The sequence below is a fragment of the Streptomyces sp. NPDC050674 genome (assembly GCF_040654575.1).
GTDB lineage: Bacteria > Actinomycetota > Actinomycetes > Streptomycetales > Streptomycetaceae > Streptomyces.
On sequence record NZ_JBFAIG010000018.1, the window covers coordinates 144,116 to 161,904 of the forward strand.

At 70.2% G+C, this 17,789-nt stretch carries 17 protein-coding genes and 1 riboswitch; of the genes, 7 read left to right on the forward strand and 10 right to left on the reverse strand.

Annotated features, from left to right (window positions below):
• Positions 1–76: 76 nt before the first annotated feature.
• A complete protein-coding gene (locus AB0I06_RS27295) occupies positions 77–499 on the forward strand; it encodes a heme-binding protein (protein ID WP_363121469.1) in 423 nt (140 codons plus the stop codon).
• A gap of 71 nt (positions 500–570) precedes the next feature.
• On the opposite strand, the gene AB0I06_RS27300 is transcribed toward AB0I06_RS27295, so the two are convergent.
• On the reverse strand, positions 571–1,434 hold the full coding sequence (locus tag AB0I06_RS27300; protein ID WP_363121470.1) for a GNAT family N-acetyltransferase: 864 nt from the start codon (positions 1,432–1,434) through the stop codon (positions 571–573).
• A gap of 419 nt (positions 1,435–1,853) precedes the next feature.
• Here AB0I06_RS27300 and AB0I06_RS27305 point away from each other — a divergent pair, with 419 nt between their 5' ends.
• Complete coding sequence (locus tag AB0I06_RS27305; RefSeq protein ID WP_363121471.1) at positions 1,854–3,383, forward strand: globin domain-containing protein; 1,530 nt, start codon at positions 1,854–1,856, stop codon at positions 3,381–3,383.
• A 9-nt stretch (positions 3,384–3,392) separates the two neighbouring features.
• Here the strand turns inward: AB0I06_RS27305 and AB0I06_RS27310 are convergent, their stop codons facing one another.
• The 5 genes from AB0I06_RS27310 to AB0I06_RS27330 form a co-directional block, all read right to left on the reverse strand.
• Entirely contained in the window at positions 3,393–3,875 is a 483-nt protein-coding gene (locus tag AB0I06_RS27310) for an NUDIX hydrolase (protein ID WP_363121472.1), read from the reverse strand.
• Between the two features lie 177 nt (positions 3,876–4,052).
• Positions 4,053–4,958: a LysR family transcriptional regulator gene (locus tag AB0I06_RS27315; protein ID WP_363121473.1), complete on the reverse strand. Its 906-nt coding sequence runs from the start codon at positions 4,956–4,958 to the stop codon at positions 4,053–4,055.
• 194 nt (positions 4,959–5,152) lie between these two features.
• A complete protein-coding gene (locus tag AB0I06_RS27320) occupies positions 5,153–6,559 on the reverse strand; it encodes a cystathionine gamma-lyase (protein ID WP_363121474.1) in 1,407 nt (468 codons plus the stop codon).
• Positions 6,556–7,047: a low molecular weight protein-tyrosine-phosphatase gene (locus AB0I06_RS27325; RefSeq protein ID WP_363121475.1), complete on the reverse strand. Its 492-nt coding sequence runs from the start codon at positions 7,045–7,047 to the stop codon at positions 6,556–6,558. The genes AB0I06_RS27320 and AB0I06_RS27325 overlap by 4 nt, the downstream gene beginning before the upstream one ends.
• Positions 7,048–7,053: 6 nt before the next feature.
• Positions 7,054–7,431: a phage holin family protein gene (locus AB0I06_RS27330; RefSeq protein ID WP_363121476.1), complete on the reverse strand. Its 378-nt coding sequence runs from the start codon at positions 7,429–7,431 to the stop codon at positions 7,054–7,056.
• A gap of 60 nt (positions 7,432–7,491) precedes the next feature.
• Between AB0I06_RS27330 and AB0I06_RS27335 the strand changes: the two genes are divergently transcribed.
• The 4 genes from AB0I06_RS27335 to AB0I06_RS27350 all read left to right on the forward strand — a co-directional run bounded on the left by AB0I06_RS27335 (position 7,492) and on the right by AB0I06_RS27350 (position 9,777).
• The gene (locus AB0I06_RS27335; RefSeq protein ID WP_363121477.1) at positions 7,492–7,809 is read left to right on the forward strand and encodes a cupin domain-containing protein; all 318 of its coding nucleotides are present in this window, start codon (positions 7,492–7,494) and stop codon (positions 7,807–7,809) included.
• A gap of 171 nt (positions 7,810–7,980) precedes the next feature.
• Positions 7,981–8,193: a DUF5326 family protein gene (locus AB0I06_RS27340; protein WP_010032826.1), complete on the forward strand. Its 213-nt coding sequence runs from the start codon at positions 7,981–7,983 to the stop codon at positions 8,191–8,193.
• A gap of 325 nt (positions 8,194–8,518) precedes the next feature.
• On the forward strand, positions 8,519–9,244 hold the full coding sequence (locus AB0I06_RS27345; protein WP_363121478.1) for an IclR family transcriptional regulator C-terminal domain-containing protein: 726 nt from the start codon (positions 8,519–8,521) through the stop codon (positions 9,242–9,244).
• A 98-nt stretch (positions 9,245–9,342) separates the two neighbouring features.
• Entirely contained in the window at positions 9,343–9,777 is a 435-nt protein-coding gene (locus AB0I06_RS27350) for an SsgA family sporulation/cell division regulator (RefSeq protein WP_033309865.1), read from the forward strand.
• A 369-nt stretch (positions 9,778–10,146) separates the two neighbouring features.
• Here AB0I06_RS27350 and AB0I06_RS27355 read toward each other — a convergent pair whose 3' ends face one another.
• Positions 10,147–11,724 carry a YibE/F family protein gene (locus AB0I06_RS27355; RefSeq protein WP_363121479.1) on the reverse strand — a complete coding sequence of 526 codons (1,578 nt, stop codon included), beginning with the start codon at positions 11,722–11,724 and terminating at the stop codon, positions 10,147–10,149.
• 420 nt (positions 11,725–12,144) lie between these two features.
• Positions 12,145–12,334: riboswitch (TPP riboswitch) on the forward strand.
• Here AB0I06_RS27355 and thiC point away from each other — a divergent pair.
• A complete protein-coding gene (thiC, locus tag AB0I06_RS27360; RefSeq protein WP_363121480.1) occupies positions 12,327–14,111 on the forward strand; it encodes a phosphomethylpyrimidine synthase ThiC in 1,785 nt (594 codons plus the stop codon). It overlaps the preceding riboswitch by 8 nt.
• Positions 14,112–14,200: 89 nt before the next feature.
• Here the strand turns inward: thiC and AB0I06_RS27365 are convergent, their stop codons facing one another.
• The 3 genes from AB0I06_RS27365 to AB0I06_RS27375 form a co-directional block, all read right to left on the reverse strand.
• Positions 14,201–15,061, reverse strand: coding sequence for a hypothetical protein (locus AB0I06_RS27365; RefSeq protein WP_363121481.1), 861 nt, complete (start codon positions 15,059–15,061; stop codon positions 14,201–14,203).
• Between the two features lie 183 nt (positions 15,062–15,244).
• Complete coding sequence (locus AB0I06_RS27370) at positions 15,245–16,336, reverse strand: metallophosphoesterase (protein WP_363121482.1); 1,092 nt, start codon at positions 16,334–16,336, stop codon at positions 15,245–15,247.
• A 332-nt stretch (positions 16,337–16,668) separates the two neighbouring features.
• Positions 16,669–17,781 carry a LacI family DNA-binding transcriptional regulator gene (locus AB0I06_RS27375; RefSeq protein ID WP_363121483.1) on the reverse strand — a complete coding sequence of 371 codons (1,113 nt, stop codon included), beginning with the start codon at positions 17,779–17,781 and terminating at the stop codon, positions 16,669–16,671.
• Between the last annotated feature and the right edge of the window lie 8 nt (positions 17,782–17,789).

A 17,789-nucleotide genomic window follows, 5' to 3' on the forward strand; every position in this document is an offset into this window, starting at 1 on the left:
GAACCACCAGATCGCGGATTCCTCCGGCCACCACCACGACCCAGCCTCACCAGCAAGACTCCGGGAGAACCCCCTCATGAGCACCACCACCGCCGTCGCCCCGCTGACCACCGAGGACGCCGACGTCCTCGTCGCCGCGGCCCACCGTGCCGCTGAGGCCGCGGGCGTCACCGTCAGTGTCACCGTCCTGGACGCGGGCGGCCATCTGCTCGCCTTCCGGCGGGACGACCGCGCCGTGCTGATCTCTGGTGAGACCAGCACCCGAAAGGCCTACACGGCGCTCCAGCTGAACGCGCCCACCGCCGATCTCGTCGAGGCGGTGCAGCCCGGCGGGCTCTTCCACACATTGCCGACCGCGCTCGACCGGCCGCTGCTGTTCATCGCCGGCGGTGTCCCGGTGCACCGTGACGGCCGGCTGATCGGCGCGATCGGTGTCGGCGGGGGTGCTCCGGAGGAGGACCACGGCTTCGCCACGGCCGCCGTGGAGTCCCTCGCCTGACCGGACCCCTTCTGTGCCACGACGCCGGGTCCCCGATCCCCGGGGGGCTGGCGTCGTTGTAACGAAGCTCTTCAGCCCGCCGCGACCGTGACGGGCGCGAACCGCCGGCTCCAGTCTCCGGGCAGGTCGGTGATCCCGTGGACCATCACCGAGTTGAACGCGACGGACTCCAGACCTCGTTCCTTCACCCAGGCGAGGAGCTCTTCGTGCCGCACATCGATGTCGGTGCGCAGGGGGCGGTCGGTGTGGGCCGCGAGGGAGGAGATGAGCGCCTGGGCCACCGATGTGTCGCGTGCGATGAGGGGGCCGACGACGTGAGTGTCCATGTTGGGCCAGGCGGCCGCATACCCGACGATCCGCCCGTCCTCCTCGGCCACGCGCAACTGGTCCGCGAAGGCGGGCAGTCGCGTCACGATGTGCGTCCGGTCGGCGCCGAACACCTGCTCGTCGAGCCGGAGGATGGCGGTGAGGTCCTCAGCGGTCGCGGCACGGGTGGCCACGGTCGGCTCCGGCCCGCCGGGAGAGAAGCGTCCGATGACCATTTCGGCCCGCCCGCTGACCTTGAAGCCGAGTTCCTCGTAGAGGGGGCGTCCGTACGGCGTCGCGTGCAGGGTGACAGGCGTGGTGCCCATCGCGGAGACGACGTGGCGCATCAGGCGACGCCCCACCCCCTTGCGGGCGTGCCGTCCGGCGACCAGGACCATGCCGATCGCGGCGAGGGCGGGGTTCTGCGGCCCGTACTCGGTGACGACACAGGCACTCACGAGGCCCCCGGCGGGGTCATCGATGCCGTATCCCTTACCGGCCGTGAGGAGAAACCCCCACTTGTGCTCCTCCCGTAGCCACCCCCGATCCTCGGACAAGTCGGAACAGGCGGCTTGATCGCGGAGCGTCAGACGGCGGATGGGCAATGAGGCAAGAGAAGGAGTCGGCACGCAGGTCAGGCTGTCCGACAAGGCACCCCGGCGTCCACCCGTTTCGGCGGAGACATACGACCTTTTGGCCAGTTGTCGCCGCTCGGTCGGCGCGCGGACCGGAACTGGATGTTTCACGTGAAACACGTAAGAACATCGGGTGTCCGGACAGGGCCGTGAACGAGGCCGTGCAGTCTTGAGGTCGGGGCCCTGCGGGACGCGCATCGTTCCCTCACGCGTGACGAGGGAAGGAGAGGTGTGTGCACAACGGCGGCCGATAGGGTCGGCTCCGATGCGCGTCCGGGACGAGCCGGCCCGTTTCGTGTAGGCCGAGCGCAGGGCGAAGGGGCCGCATACGCCGCGCCAAGGAGGGAACGCAGACCGTCCGCGGGGGAAAGCAGGCGACTTCCGGCCGAGGAAGTGCGCCGACCGACCGGAAGATGCTCGAGGCGAGACACACCATGGACGCTCCGACCAGCATGTCGGCCGACAACGGTGCTCCCGGCGACGGGGGCGGCTGGTTCACCCCCCGCAAGGACCCGACGACCGCGCCGGACAGTGACCCTGTGACGGAAGAGGAGCGTCGACCGGCCGCGATACGCCCGATGGGCAGCTCCACGACCGCTCCAGGAGCTCCGGAGGACGGCGCCTCCGCATCAGGTGCCTCGATGTCCGGAAGCACGAGCGCTGCCGCTGCCTCGGCTCCAGGCCCCGCACCCACGGCACTCACCCCGGCGCCCTTCCCCTCCGCTCTGTCCTCGCCTCCGACAGCCGTCCCCGAACCGGGTGTTCCCCTCCAGCGGTACGCACCGACGTCGTCCGCGGAACCGGCCGCGACGCCTCGGACGGCAGCCGCGTCCCCGGATGCCCTCCTGATCCGCCGTGCCTTGGCCGAGGTCGCTCCGGTCTCCGATGCGGTCACGTCGTACTTCTACGCCTTGCTCTTCGTCCGCCACCCCGACCTGCGCTCGCTGTTCCCGGCCGCGATGGACACCCAACGGGACCGGCTTCTCAGAGCGCTGGTCACGGCCGCCGAACACATCGACGACAGAGAGGTCCTGGTCGGCTACCTGCGAGCCCTCGGCAGGGGGCACCGGAAGTACGGGACGCGGGCCGAGCACTACCCGGCCGTCGGCGAATGCCTCATCGGTGCGCTGAGCAAGTACGCCGCCGGGGTCTGGAGCCCGGAGATGGAGGCAGCCTGGATACGGGCCTACACCACGATCTCCCAGATCATGATCGACGCGGCGGCCGCGGACGAACTGCGCGCCCCGGCCTGGTGGCATGCCGAGATCGTCACGCACGAGCCGAGGACCCCGGACGTAGCCGTCCTGACCGTCCGGCCCGACCAGCCGTATGCCTTTCTCGCCGGGCAGTACACCAGCGTGGAGACGCCCTGGTGGCCACGGATCTGGCGGCACTACTCCTTCGCCTCGGCCCCCCGCTCCGACGGACTGCTGTCGTTCCATGTGAAGGCCGTTCCGGCCGGCTGGGTCTCCAACGCTCTGGTCCACCGAGCCCGCCCCGGCGACATCATCCGGCTCGGACCGCCCACGGGGGCCATGACTGTCGACCACACCACCGACAGCGGCCTGCTCTGCCTGGGCGGCGGCACCGGCATCGCGCCCATCAAGGCCCTGGTCGAGGACGTCGCCGAGCACGGGGAACGGCGGCCGGTCGAGGTCTTCTACGGTGCCCGCACCGACCACGACCTGTACGACATCGACACCATGCTCCGTCTCCAGCGGACCCACCCCTGGCTCTCGGTCCGCGCGATCACCGACCAGCAGGCGCACCGGACCTTGCCGGACGCAATTCGTGCCTACGGGCCGTGGAGCGAGTTCGACGCCTACCTCTCGGGCCCGCCCGGGATGATCCGCAGCGGTGTGGACGCCTTGAGGGACATCGGCATCCCGTCGGACCGCATACGGCACGACTCCGTGGAAGAGCTGGTCGCAACCGGAAGCTGATCAGCCGCCTCAGCCCAGGTCGGGCGCGTGCATGGCGAGGACGCCCTCGATGTTGCCGTCCAGGTAGTGCCGCAGCGACAGCGGCACGAGATGGACGGACGCGATCCCGACTCGGGTGAAGGGCACGCGCACGATCTCGTACTCGCCGACGGGCTGGTCCACCTCGGGGCCGTGGCGCAGGGAGGGGTCCATGGACTCCAGGCGGCAGACGAAGAAGTGCTGCACCTTCACACCGGTCGCGCCACCGTCCTCACCGATGTGCTCCATGGTGTCCACGAAGCAGGGCACCACATCGGTGACCTTCGCGCCGAGCTCCTCGTACACCTCACGGTGCAGGGCGTCGACGACAGTCGAGTCGCTGGGCTCGACCCCGCCGCCGGGGGTGAGCCAGTAGGGATCCACACCCGGCTTGGTGCGCTTGATCAGGATCAGGTCGTCACCGTCCAGCAGAACGGCGCGGGCGGTGCGCTTGACCACGGGTCGGACGGTCATGAGTGAAATGTGGCCCGGCTGGTTCCACGTGAAACATCGCCGATCGTGACCGGTCAGGCCCTCAGAGTGAGGCGTGGTGCTGAGCGCCCCGGCACCCGCGCCAGGGCGCCTTCGCTCCATGTCGGAGCGCCTTCGCACCCCCGCGCAAAAGGCGCGTCCTGGCACCCACGCCAAGCCTCAGCACCAGTCGGCCGAGGACCGCAGCAACCAGTCGTGGGCCCGTGCGACATGGGGCATCGCGAGCGTCCCGGTGCGGACCACGAGGAAGTACGTCCGCAGCGGCGGCACCGCCGGCTCGTGCAGGGCGACGACATCGCCCCGCTCCAGCGCCCCCGCGCACAGATAGCGGGGCAGCACCGCCAGGCCCGCGCCCGCCACCACACAGGCCAGGACCGCCCGCAGGTCGGGGACGATCACAGTGCCGGGGGCGACCGCGGGTGAGTCGAAGACCGAGGCCCAGTAGCGGGAGACGAAGGGCAGCGACTCGTGCACCTCCACCACGGGCACCTGCTCAAGGGCCGGTATCGGCTTGTGGTCCGGCTGCCCGGCGCCCATCTGTCCGCCCCACTGCGGGGCGGCGACCAGGACGTGCTCCTCGTCGCAGAGCGCAGTCGCCGTCAGCAGGGCGCCGCGCGGCTGGGCTGTGCTGATCGCGAGATCATGGTGCCCGGCGGAAAGGCCTTCCAATGTCTCCTCGGCGGTCCCGAAGGAGGCGCGCAGGGAGAAACCCTGACCGTCCTCGCCGGTCAGTTCCGTGAGGGCGGGCAGAGCTCGTTCGGCGGTGAACTCCGGCGGACCTGCGAGGTGCAGCGTCCGTAAGGAGGAATCGTCGTCCAGGCCGGTTTCGGTGATCTCCACGAGGGCGTCGAGATGGGGCGCGGCCTTGTGGGCGAGTTCGTCGCCGATGCTCGTCGGGGTCACGCCGCGGGCCTGCCGCAGGAACAGGGGGCGGCCCAGCTGCCGTTCCAGTGTCCGTATCTGTGAGGTCACGGCCGGTTGGGAGAGGCCGAGCAGGGCGGCGGCACGGGTGAAGGATCCGGCTCGGTGCACGGTCACGAAGGTCCGCAGCAAGGCCAGATCCACCGTGCGCACTCCCCTCCGCGGCCCCGCTCCCGCCCCCGGCCGCGCTCAACTATAAATAAGTCGATAGGTCTCTGTCGCTAGGGTGATTGGACACTGACAGAGAGTCAACTAGCCTGGGTCGCGCGGTTCTTGCGCGCGGAACCGGAGGACGGTCCGAGCCACGAGGGGGGAGGCTCGGACCGTCCGTGGGGACGTCAGTCGGCCGACACCTCCAAGGCGCGCAGTACATCCGCCACCAGGTCCTCGGGATCCTCGGCACCCACCGACAGGCGGATGAAGCCCTCCGGCACCGCGTCCCCGCCCCAGCGTCCGCGCCGCTCGGCCGTGGACCGCACCCCGCCGAAGCTCGTCGCGTCGTCCACCAGCCGCAGCGCGTCGAGGAAACGGTCGGCACGCGCGCGCGTGGCCAGCGTGAACGACACCACGCACCCGAAGCGCCGCATCTGCCGCGCGGCGATCTCGTGCGAGGGGTCATCGGGGAGCCCGGGGTAGCGCAACCCCGTCACCTCGGGCCGCTCACGCAGCGCCTCGGCGACCGCGAGGGCCGTCGCGCTCTGCCGGTCGACCCGCATCTGGAGCGTCGCGATCGAACGGTGCGCGAGCCAGGCCTCCATGGGTCCGGGAATCGCACCGACGATCTTGCGCCAGCGGCGTACGGCGCCCATGGCGGCGGCGTCCCGGCCGACGACATAACCCAGGAGGACATCGCCGTGACCGGTGAGCTGCTTGGTGCCGCTGGCGACCGCGAAGTCGGCGCCGAGCTCCAGCGGACGCTGTCCGAGCGGCGTCGCCAGGGTGTTGTCGACGGCCACCAGGGCGCCCCGCGCGTGGGCCGCCTCGGCGAGCCGCCTGATGTCACACACGTCGAGCCCGGGGTTCGACGGGGTCTCGATCCACAGCAGCTTCGCGCCGTCGAGGGCGTCGAGCTGGGCGTCGCCGCCGGTCGGCGCGGTGCGGACCTCGATGCCGTAGGCCTCCAGCTGAGCGCGGACCAGCGGCAGCGCCTGGTAGCCGTCGTCGGGCAGGACGCACACGTCGCCGGTGCGCAGCTGGGAGAAGAGCACCGCCGAGACCGCGGCCATGCCCGAGGCGAAGACGAGCGTCTCGGCGCCGGCCTCACCGGGCGCCTCCAGCTCGCCGACCGCCCGCTCGAGCAGTGTCCAGGTCGGGTTCTCGTCGCGGCCGTAGGTGTAGGGGCCGGTCGGATCGCCCGGCAGGTGGAAGTGGGCGGCGAACACGGGACCGGGCAGGGTGGGCTCGTGCTTGACCGGCTCGGGCAGTCCCGCCCGCACCGCGCGCGTGCCGTCCCCGGCGCCCCGGCCTGCCGCGCCCGTCACGCTGTCCGTGACCCCGGCCCCCTCCTCCGCGACGCCCGTCACCTTGTCCACGGCGGCCGTCACGTCATCGACGGCGGCCGTCACCTCGTGGACGGCTCCCGTCGCCCGGCCCGCCGCTCCCGTCATCCGGCTCGCGGCATGCTCCACCTGGTGCGCGTCGCCGGGCACCCGGTCCGTGTCGCCGGCCTCCCGGCCCGCGTCGGCCGCCGTCCGGCTTGCGTCATCCGCCATCCGGCCCGCGTCATCCGTCCCGGAATCGCTCATGCCGCCTGTCCCTCCACGTCCTCGCGCACTGCGGCGAGCAGCCCGGTGCTCGCCGCCTCCACCATCTCAAGGCACTCCTCGAAGCCGTCCATGCCCCCGTAATAGGGGTCCGGTACGTCGAGATCGTCACCGGCGGCGGGGTCGTACGAGCGGAGCAGCCGCACCTTCTCCGCGTCCCGCTCCGTGGGTGCGAGGCGGCGCAGGGCCCCGAGGTGGCCGGAGTCGAGGGCGATCACCAGGTCGAGGCGGGAGAACCAGGACGACTGGAACTGCCGGGCCGTGTGGTCGCCGGAGTAGCCGTTGTCCTCCAGGACGGCCACCGTGCGCGGGTCGGCTCCGTCGCCCTCGTGCCAACCACCCGTGCCGGCGCTGTCGACCTCCACCAGCTCGTCGAGACCCGCCTCCGCCACCCGCGCGCGGAAGACGGTCTCGGCCATCGGGGAACGGCAGATGTTTCCCGTGCAGACGAAGCAGACCCGGTACGTCATGCCCGCTCAGTCCCCGTCGGGCAGCAGGACGTGCAGCGCCCAGGAGACCACCGAGATGATCAGGCCGCCCACGACGGCCGTCCAGAAGCCCTCCACGTGGAAGCTCAGGTCCAGCTTGTCCGCGAGCCACGAGGTGAGCAGCAGCATCAGCGCGTTGACGACCAGCGTGAACAGGCCGAGCGTCAGGATCAGCAGCGGCAGGCTGAGGAGCTTGACGACCGGCTTGACCAGGAAGTTCACCAGGCCGAAGATCAGCGCCACGACGATCAGGGTGCCTATCTCCTTCCCGGTGCTGTCACCGGTCAGGGTGATCTTGTCCAGCAGCCACACGGCGACCGCCAGGGCGCCCGCGTTGGCGATCGTCTTGACTACGAAATTCTTCATGTGTCTGATCGTGGCAGACCTGATCGGACACGGGCACAAGAGGCAGGGGCGGGCAAGGCGATGAAGGCATTTCGGCTGGATGAACTGGAGGCGGAGCGCGCCGCCAACGAGGGCGCCTACCTGCAGTTTCTGCGGGAGCGGAACATGTCGGTCGGCCTGTACGCCCTCGACGCGGGCGAGCAGGATCCACAGAAGCCGCACAATCAGGACGAGGTCTACTTCATTGTGAGCGGCCGTGCCGCGATCACCGTCGGCCTGGAGACGACCCAGGTGGCGCGCGGGAGCGTGGTCTACGTGCCGGCGGGCGTCGCCCACAAGTTCCACCACATCACCGAGGACCTGAGGGTGCTGGTGGTCTTCTCTCCGCCCGAGAAATGACGGACGGCGTCAGGGTTCCCTAGGGGACCGGTCAGGGGAGGACAAGGGGTGCGAGGCCCCCGTTCGCCCCTGCCCGCACCTAGCATCGAGTGCAGGACATCGGAGATCCGAGATCCGGCAGGACCGACACGACCCGGCACTCGAACGGGTGGAGAGGTAAGGACGAGGGCGATGCGAGAGATCTTCACGGGACTGCCGTGGTGGGTGAAGTGGATCGCGGTGCCGGTCATCGCCCTGGTCGTGTTCGGCGGGCTGATCGCCAGCGTGGTCGGCTTCGTCATCGGACTGCTCTTCAAGGTGCTGGTCTTCGTGGCGCTGGTCGGCGGACTGATCTACGTCGTACGGAAGTTCACGGCGAGCTCCTCGTCGCGCAGCGACTGGTGAGACCGGTGGGAAACCGGTGGGGGTAGTGGGAAACGCCTGGAATCACCGGTTCCCTCGGGCGGGGGAAGTTTCCCGGCGGGGCGGTCTGCGCGCGGTGGCAGACGAATAGAGTCCGGAACTCGACGCGGGGACTTCCCCGCGAGCGGCCTTCACCCCCACCCGTGCCCCTCCGCACGGTCTGCCCCCCGCGCTTCGGGAGAGCCCCTTGGTCCCGGCTGACACCGCCCCCGTCCACCTCCACGCCGTCCCCGCACAACCCCGCTCGTCGGTACCCAGGGCGCCCGCCGCGCCGGCACCGGCCCCTCCGCCGACGCTCATCGGATCCGTGCAGCGCGCGATGCGCCTGCTGGAGACCGTCGCCGTGCACGAGTACGGCGCCCCGGCCAAGCAGCTGGCCCGTGAGACGGGTTTGGCGCTGCCGACGACCTATCATCTGCTGCGCACACTCGTGCACGAGGGCTATCTGCGCCGGGACAAGGGCCTGTTCTTCCTCGGTGAGGCCGCCGAGCGGCTGAGCAGCAGCGGAGCGCGGCAGAAACGTCGCAGCACGATCGTCGACGCGCTCGCGCACTGGCGGGACGTCCTGGGTGTGCCCGTGTACTACGCGGTGTACCGCGAGGGCGAGATCGAGGTCATGTGCGTCTCCGACACCCCCGGCAACCCCGCCGTCGAGGAATGGGCCGACTTCCGGGAGACCGGGCACGCGCACGCCATCGGGCAGTGCCTGTTGTCCCAGCTGGACGAGGACGCGCGCCGGGACCACCTCGACCGCTACCCGGTGCAGCCCCTCACGCCGTACACCGTGCGCGACAACCACAGTCTGCTCCGTCGTCTGGAGCGGATCCGGCGTATGGAGCCGGTGATCGAACGTCAGGAGTACGCGCTGGGCGCGGTCTGCGCCGCGATCCCGCTGACGATCGGCACCACGGCAGCGACGATGGCCATCTCACTCCCCGCACACCAGGCCGACCGACTGCTGCCTGTGGCCGGGCAGTTGCAGGTGGAGATCGGGCGGTCGCTCGGCTCGCTGGCGCTCTCTATCAGTATGTGAAAACTCACTCCTTGTGATCTGCTGTGTACGTTCAGCAAGATTCCACCAAGTGTCAGAGGTTCGTTCCCGGCCAGTCACGGCGAATGACGGGGTTATCGATGCGCGAGTCCGTACAAGCAGAGGTCATGATGAGCTTTCTCGTGTCCGAGGAGCTCTCCTTCCGCATCCCGGTGGAGCTGCGCTATGAGTCCAGTGATCCCTATGCCGTCCGGCTGACGTTCCACTTGCCCGGTGATGCCCCGGTCACGTGGGCTTTCGGGCGGGAGTTGCTGATCGACGGTGTGGGCCGGCCGTGCGGGGAGGGCGATGTGCGGGTCACGCCCGTCGAACCCGATGCGCTGGGCGAGGTGTTGATCCGGCTTCAGGTGGGCAGTGACCAGGCGTTGTTCCGGTCTTCGACGGCACCACTCGTCGCTTTTCTCGACCGTACGGACAAGTTGGTGCCGCTGGGCCAGGAGGGCTCGCTCGCCGATTTCGACGCGCACTTGGACGAGGCCCTGGACCGCATCCTCGCCGAGCAGGGCGCTGGTTGAGACATGGGCTCGGCGGCACGGTGGAGGAACGCTTCACCGGATGCCGCCGAACTGTGCAGGAACGCTTCTTCCTGCGATCTTCCTATGACCGGGCGATCCTCTCGCGACGGTGCGCGGCGCGGCCGGGACGGCGGAAATGCGGACGCTGCCGGGCGAGGGGTGTGCCAGGTGCCTGCGAGGCCGCTGTCGTGCGGGACGCCGAGTGTCCCCGAGGTCCGGGACGGGGGCTGAGGCGGCCCCGAGGCCGAGGCGCTCAAGGCATACCGCGCGCAGGGTGCCGGGGGCCGCACAGCGGAGCAGCCCGACCACGAAACTCTTCCTCCGCCGCACCCCACGCCCTGCACAGGCCTCGGCGACGACACGGACGCGTCAGCGCTTGCGGCGCCGGCCCTTCCCCCCGCGCGCCGGGACCGGAGAGGTCTCCGCGGCGGACTCCGCATGGGGGCGGTCGGCCGAGACGACCAGCGCCGCCAGAGCCGTGGTGACCGGCACCGAGGCGACCAGGCCGATCGAGCCGACCAGCGTACGCACGATCTCCTCCGCCACCAGCTCGCTGTTGGCGACCGTCCCCACACTGCTCTGCGCGATCGAGAACAGCAGCAGCAACGGCAGCGCCGCACCCGCATAGGCGAGGACGAGCGTGTTGACGACCGAGGCGATGTGGTCGCGGCCGATCCTGATGCCCGCGCGGTAGAGCCCGCGCCAGCCCATCGAGGGGTTGGCCTCGTGCAGCTCCCAGACCGCGGAGGTCTGCGTGACGGTCACGTCGTCGAGCACGCCCAGCGAGCCGATGATGATGCCGGCCAGCAGCAGACCGCTCATGTCGATCGTCGGGTAGAGGCCGTGGATCAGGCCGGTGTTGTCGTCGGTGTTGCCGGTGAGCGCGGCCCAGTCGATGAACACCGAGCCGAGAACGCCGATCAGCAACAGCGAGATGAGGGTGCCGAGCACCGCCACCGACGTTCTGGCGGACAGGCCGTGACACAGGTACAGGGCGATGAGCATGATGGCGCTCGCGCCCACCACCGCCACGACCAGCGGGTTCGAGCCCTGGAGGATCGCGGGCAGGATGAAGAAGTTCAGCACCAGGAAGCTCATGGCCAGCGCCACCAGGGCCATGACACCGCGCAGCCGCCCGACGATCACGACGGCGATCGCGAAGATGCCGGCGAGCAGCCCCAGGGGCACACGGCGGTTGATGTCGGTGACCGAGTACTGCAAGTCCTTGGGGGCCGAGGGTTCGTAGGCGACCACGACCTCCTGGCCCTCGTGCAACTGGCGGGACTGGTCCGGCTGGACGATCTCGGTGAACGTACGGCCCTTGTCGTCGCCAGTGTCGACCCGGATCGTCGCCCGCTTGCAGGCGCCCTTCTCCTCCTGCACCGCCGAGGAACCCTCCGCGGTGGAGGTGTCGCCGGTCGGCGGGACCCCCGAGGCGCCCGCCTCCTTGCAGCTCACCTCGACCACCTTGGTGACCGTGGCGTCCTGCGTCTGCCGGTCGAAGCCGACGCCGGTGCGCTCGTGCGCCGGGGCGCCGCCCGGCCACAGCACGACGAGACCGACCAGCACCGCCACGCCAAAGGGGATCAGTACCGCCGCGATGACTCTGCGCAGATGCAGCGAGACGGGCGTGGCCGGGCCGTGATGATGCGAGTGGCCGTGTCCCCCGCCCGGTGCGGAGCCGTGCCCGTCATGCCCGTCGTCACCGCCGTGCCCGTGCCCGTCGCCTCCGCCGGGTCCGTGCCCGCCACCGGGGCCCTGCCCACCGTTGGGACCACCGCGCCCGCCACCGGAGGAACCCGTACCGCCCTGGCCTCCACCGGAGTCCGGCCCGTATTCACCGCCGGAACGGGAACCGTACGCACCGCCGGAGCCGGAACCGTATGCACCCCCAGGAGGGCCTCCGTACTCGCGCCCCGGCCCGGAGCCGTACTCATGGCCGGACACCGCGCCACGCCGATCACCGGACTCCGAGCCGTACCCATTGCCGGAACCCGAGCCGTACCCACTGCCGGAATCCGAGCGGTACTGCCTGCCGGACTCCGAGCCGTACCCGCCACCCGGACCCGACCCGTACCCACGGTCCGAGCCGGGACCACGCTCGCCGCCGTCCCCGGAGCCGGCAGTGCCGCCGCTCCCGTATCGAGGCCCGGGGCCCTGGGCTTGTCTCCGCGCCGGGCCTCGGCCGGAACCCGCGGTGACATCGTGGCCGTCACCACGGCCGTTGCCGTTTCCGGCGCCGGATCCGCGGGGCGGTTCGGGCGGTGGGAAGGGAGGACGCTGCGTCGTGGTCACCGACCGATCATCGCAAGAACGAGGGGGGCCCTCTGTTCACCGCGCCAGAATTGCCGCTAGCGTGGAGGCACCTTTTGTACACGCGGGAGCTCGGAGCACCGGGCTGAGAGGGCGCTGACCTCCGTCCCGGCGATGTTTCACATGAAACATCGCCGGAGTCGAGTGATGTTTCACACGAAACATCGCCGGACGGAAGCCGCTGCGTCGACCGCCGAACCTGTTACCGGGTAATGCCGGCGTAGGGAGTAGGTCTCATGACCAGCAAGGACACACGCACGCCTGCCTCCGTTCAGGACGAGACGTCCGAGGAGGCCGGGAAGTCCATCGGCTGGCACAAGGCGTACGTCGAGGGCACCCGCCCCGACCTGCGCGTGCCGGTCCGTCAGGTGCACCTCACCAACGGCCAGTCGGTCACGTTGTACGACACATCGGGCCCGTACACCGACCCGCACGTTGACACCGACGTCCGCAGGGGACTGCCGCCGCTGCGCGAGAACTGGATCATCGCCCGCGGCGACACCGAGGAGTACGCGGGCCGCCCCGTCCGTCCGGAGGACGACGGCATCAAGCACACCTCGCCCCGCGGCGGCCTCCGCAACCTGGACGCCGTCTTCCCAGGGCGCCCGCGCCAACCGCGCCGTGGTCGGGAGGGGCAGGCGGTCACACAACTCGCGTACGCCCGCCGCGGTGAGATCACGCCCGAGATGGAGTACGTGGCCATCCGGGAGAACGTGGCGCCCGAGGTCGTGCGCGACGAGATCGCCGCCGGCCGGGCCGTGCTGCCGGCCAACGTCAACCACCCGGAGATCGAGCCGATGATCATCGGCAAGCGATTCCTGGTGAAGGTCAACGCCAACATCGGCAACTCGGCCGTCACCTCCTCCATCGAGGAGGAGGTCGAGAAGATGACCTGGGCGACCCGCTGGGGCGCCGACACGGTCATGGACCTCTCCACCGGCCGCAACATCCACACCACGCGCGAGTGGGTGCTGCGCAACTCCCCCGTCCCCATCGGCACCGTGCCGCTCTACCAGGCGCTGGAGAAGGTCGACGGCCGGGCCGAGGAGCTGACCTGGGAGATCTACAAGGACACGGTCATCGAACAGGCTGAGCAAGGCGTGGACTACATGACGGTCCACGCGGGTGTGCGCCTGGCGTACGTGCCGCTGACGGCGAACCGCAAGACCGGCATCGTCTCCCGTGGCGGCTCGATCATGGCCGCCTGGTGCCTCGCGCACCACAAGGAGTCGTTCCTGTACGAGAACTTCGAGGAGCTCTGCGAGATCCTCGCCGCGTACGACGTCACCTACTCGCTCGGCGACGGCCTCAGGCCCGGCTCGATCGCCGACGCCAACGACGAGGCGCAGTTCGCGGAGCTGCGCACGCTCGGGGAACTCAACCGGATCGCGAAGCGTTTCAACGTTCAGACCATGATCGAGGGCCCGGGCCACGTCCCGATGCACAAGATCAAGGAGAACATCGACCTTCAGCAGGAGATCTGCGATGAGGCTCCGTTCTATACGCTCGGCCCGCTGACCACGGACGTCGCCCCGGCGTACGACCACATCACCTCCGGCATCGGCGCCGCGATGATCGCCTGGTGGGGCACGGCGATGCTGTGCTACGTCACCCCCAAGGAACACCTGGGCCTGCCGAACCGCGACGACGTCAAGACCGGTGTGATCACCTACAAGATCGCCGCCCATGCGGCCGACCTCGCCAAGGGACACCCGGGCGCGCAGGAGTGGGACGACGCGCTGTCCGACGCCCGTTTCGAGTTCCGGTGGGAGGACCAGTTCAACCTGGCCCTCGACCCGGACACGGCGCGGGAGTTCCACGACGAGACCCTGCCCGCCGAGCCGGCCAAGACGGCTCACTTCTGCTCGATGTGCGGTCCCAAGTTCTGCAGCATGAAGATCTCCCAGGACATCCGTCGTGAACACGGCGGTTCACGGACCGAGATCGAGGAGGGCATGGCTCTGAAGTCGAAGGAGTTCGCGGCGAGCGGCAACCGCGTGTACCTGCCGATCGCGGACTGACCGCCCGCGCACAGCCCCGGCCGCGCACAGCCCCGGGGACCCATGGCCCCCGGCCTGTGGGAGGCGCCTGCTCGGACGGGATCCGACGGTTACTCCGGCTGGTGCTCCGGTCCTCCGAAGTCCGGGCTGGTGTAGTCCGGGCTGCTGAAGCTGGGGCGTGAGCCGCGGTCGCCGTCGTCCGGGCTGCTGAACCCCGGGCGGTCGTAGCCGAGGTGTGGCATGCGGCTGACCGGGGCGGGCGACGGAGCGGGGTGCAGCGCGGCGGTCGCGCCCGGGTCGACGAGCGCTTCCCGCAGGAACGGCAGGACGCCGCGTTCCAGCAGCGCCTCGCGCCAGGCCTCCTTGGCCTGGGCGACCTCTCTGCGCAGCTCGCCGTACGGCCCGCTCTCGGCCGTGGGCTTGTTGCGCAGGGCGGTGAGCAGCAGTCCCACCCCGGCGACGAGGATCGCGACCGCGGTCACGGCGCCGAACACCCAGCCCGTGGTGAGCATGGTCCGGGCGAACCCCTGCCCGGGGTCGAGCATCCGCAGGATGTAACCGACGAGCAGGAAGATCGCCGCAGCGGTTCCGGCCAGGACGGGTGCGAGGACGGCGACGACGGCGACGGCGCCCGCACCGGAGGCCTCGGCGACCCCCATGGTGGCGGCGAAACCCGACGCGCCCGCGCCCGGCTCGGCGGAACCGGACTCCTGGACGGCCGGCGCGGCGGACGCCGGCTGCCGCAGTTCGTCGCGGACCTTGACGTAGTACTGGTATTCGGTCGAGGCGGCCGCCGTGATGAGCGCGGTGGCGTTCAACGCCATGGTGCGCAGCTGTTCGGGGTTGAGCCGCTGACCGACAGCGGCCAGTTCGGGACGGTGTGGTGCGGAGCGCAGCGCCTCATCGAGGATCCGCTCGTACTCCTGGCGGTCCTCGTTCAGCAGGTGCTGCGGAACGCTGTTCATGTGCATCCCCCGATGCTCCGTAGGGCTTGGGGCTCGGCATGCTGACGAGCCGTCGGGCAGAAACGGAGGGGAGCCTGCTACGGATAAGCCGATGGTAGAGCGGTGACGGTGTGCGGTGACAGGGGGTTTACCGAAATTGGCCCCTCACCGGGCCCGTCCTCCCACCGGGAGCACTGTCCCGGTGAACGTTCACGTGTCCAGCGGCAGTTGCTGGACCAGCAGCTTTCCGGCCATGGTCACGCCGCCGTCCATCGCGATGGCGAGTCCGTCGGCGTACACGTGCGGTCCCTCGATGACCGGGTCGCCGTTGTCCTCGTCCTCCTCGGCACCGACTTCGCCCAGCAGATACGGGATCGGGCTGTGCCCGTGAACGATGCGGGTGCCCCCGTACGTGTCGAGTAGGGTGCGCACGGCGTCCGCGCCGCCCTCGTCGCGGAAGGAGAACCGCTTGGTGAACTTGCGGAACAGGTCCCAGACCTCGTCCGCGTCATTGCGGGTGATCGTCTCGCGGACGGTGTCGTTGACCTCTTCGATGGAGCGGCCGTAGTCGAGGTAGGCGGTGGTGTCGGAGTGCACGAGCAGGTGGCCGTCGACCTCCTCCACGGCGTCCAGCCGGGACATCCACTGCAGGTGGTGGTCCTGGAGGCGGTCCATGTCGGTCTTCTGGCCGCCGTTGAGCAGCCAGGCCGCCTGGAAGGTGGCGGTGCCCGCGCCGGAGTTGACGGGGGTGTCGCCGAACCGCTTGGCGCCCAGCAGCAGCAGCTCGTGGTTGCCCATGAGCGCCTTGCAGTAGCCGCCGGCCGCTGCGGCCTCGGCGGACAGCCGCATCACCAGGTCGATGACGCCGATGCCGTCCGGGCCGCGGTCGGTGAAGTCGCCCAGGAACCACAGCCGGGCGGTGCCCGCGCACCAGTTGCCGGCGGCGTCGAGCAGGCCCTTCTCCTGGAGGGCCGACACCAGCTGGTCGAGGTAGCCGTGCACGTCACCCACGACGTACAGCGGGCCCTGCCCGGTGCTGGGCTGCGGGGCGGCGGCGGTCTCGGGATCCACGGTCACCTGGACAGTGTCACCCCGGTTGACGACGGGAAGGTCGCGCTGGGTCGGCGTGTATCCCTCGGGATAGGCCTCTTCGTGCGGCGGGGCGACCTCGCCGGGGTGAACGCTGTGGACGTACGGACCGGTCTCGTGGACGTACGCGGGCACCCGGAAGTCGCGCAACGTCGCCGTCCGCTCCACCTCGGGTCCCTGACCGGCCCCCTGAGTCATCGACCCCTCCACCATCGCGCCGCATTGCACCGCATCGGACTGCCTGGTCGTAGCGGCCCGCGGATGTCGTGGGCCCATCATAGGAATGCGGATCGCGCCATGTGATGACCCAGGGGTGGTGAATCAGAGCAAGAGTCCAGTTCACCGCGGCTTTCGCCCCGATTGCGCCGGGCTTTGACCACCGTGTGACCGTCCTCGCCCTTCTTCTCTTCGCGAGAACGATCCCTTCTCTCCGGGGGACCGGCCCCGTTTCTCCCCAGGAGGACGACCCTCCCTTTGCCCGCTGTGCGACATCCGCCGTGCGGCGCGCGCCGGGGGATGTCCGCCGCGGGAAGTCCGCTGGGGACCTACGTCTCCTCGGGTGATCGCGGCGGGCTGACCGTCGTGCGCGGGGAGCGCCGCTGGGACGACGTGCGCACGATCAGCTCCGTCGGTATCACCTGCTCCACCGGATGGTCGGAGTCCACTCCCTCGATGGCGTCGATGAGGAGCTGCACCACCGCCGTGCCGATGCGGCGCGGTTTCAGGGACAGTGTGGTGATGGGCGGTTCGGTGTTGGCGTACACCGTGGACTCGCTGCAGCAGACCAGCAGCAGGTCGTCGGGGACGCGCAGGCCGTAGCGGCGGGCGGCGGCGAGCAGGTCGGTGCCGTTCGGGTCGAACAGCCCGTAGACCGCGTCGGGCCGGTCGGGACGGGCGAGGAGCCGGTCGGCGGCGACGGCGCCCGCGCACGGATCGTGCGCCGGGTAGGCCTCGTACACCGGGTCCTGGCCGACCCGCTCGCACCAGCGCAGGTAGGCGGTGGTCGACAGGTGGGTGTACGTGTCCGTCGTGGTGCCGGTCAGCAGGCCGATGCGGCGGGCACCGGCGTCGGCCAGGTGGTCGAGGATGCCGAGGACGGCGGCCTCGTGGTCGTTGTCGACCCATGCCGTGACCGGCAGCGAGCCGGCCGGACGACCGTCGGAGACGACCGGCAGACCCTGCCGGACGAGCTCGCTGACGACCGGGTCCTGGTCGGAGGGGTCGATGACGACGGTGCCGTCCAGGGCGACGTTCGACCACACGTCGTGGCGGGAGGTCGCGGGCAGGATGACGAGGGCGTAGCCGCGGGCGAGCGCGGCGGAGGTGGCGGCCCGCGCCATCTCGGCGAAGTACGCGAACTCGGTGAAGGTGAAAGGTTCATCCCCGTACGTGGTCACGGTCAGGCCGATGAGGCCCGACTTGCCGGTACGGAGGGTCCGGGCGGCGGCCGAGGGCCGGTACCCCAGCCGGTCGGCGACTTCCCGGACGTGGCGCCGGGTGGCGTCCGGGAGTCGACCCTTGCCGTTGAGGGCGTCGGAGACAGTCGTGATCGAGACCCCGGCGGCCGCGGCCACGTCTCTGATTCCGGCCCGACCCGGCCGACTGCCTCGCCGTGAGGTTTCCGCGCGGCTCACCTGGTGCTTCCCTGCTGCTGTCATGGCGAGCC

Coding starts and splice junctions, on each gene's coding strand:
- AB0I06_RS27295 (WP_363121469.1), top strand. CDS start 77: ATGAGCACCACCACCGCCGTCGCCCCGCTGACCACCGAGGACGCCGAC.
- AB0I06_RS27305 (WP_363121471.1), top strand. CDS start 1,854: ATGCTCGAGGCGAGACACACCATGGACGCTCCGACCAGCATGTCGGCC.
- AB0I06_RS27310 (WP_363121472.1), bottom strand. CDS start 3,875: ATGACCGTCCGACCCGTGGTCAAGCGCACCGCCCGCGCCGTTCTGCTG.
- AB0I06_RS27320 (WP_363121474.1), bottom strand. CDS start 6,559: ATGAGCGATTCCGGGACGGATGACGCGGGCCGGATGGCGGATGACGCA.
- AB0I06_RS27325 (WP_363121475.1), bottom strand. CDS start 7,047: ATGACGTACCGGGTCTGCTTCGTCTGCACGGGAAACATCTGCCGTTCC.
- AB0I06_RS27330 (WP_363121476.1), bottom strand. CDS start 7,431: ATGAAGAATTTCGTAGTCAAGACGATCGCCAACGCGGGCGCCCTGGCG.
- AB0I06_RS27335 (WP_363121477.1), top strand. CDS start 7,492: ATGAAGGCATTTCGGCTGGATGAACTGGAGGCGGAGCGCGCCGCCAAC.
- AB0I06_RS27340 (WP_010032826.1), top strand. CDS start 7,981: ATGCGAGAGATCTTCACGGGACTGCCGTGGTGGGTGAAGTGGATCGCG.
- AB0I06_RS27350 (WP_033309865.1), top strand. CDS start 9,343: ATGCGCGAGTCCGTACAAGCAGAGGTCATGATGAGCTTTCTCGTGTCC.
- thiC (WP_363121480.1), top strand. CDS start 12,327: ATGACCAGCAAGGACACACGCACGCCTGCCTCCGTTCAGGACGAGACG.
- AB0I06_RS27365 (WP_363121481.1), bottom strand. CDS start 15,061: ATGCACATGAACAGCGTTCCGCAGCACCTGCTGAACGAGGACCGCCAG.
- AB0I06_RS27370 (WP_363121482.1), bottom strand. CDS start 16,336: ATGGTGGAGGGGTCGATGACTCAGGGGGCCGGTCAGGGACCCGAGGTG.
- AB0I06_RS27375 (WP_363121483.1), bottom strand. CDS start 17,781: ATGACAGCAGCAGGGAAGCACCAGGTGAGCCGCGCGGAAACCTCACGG.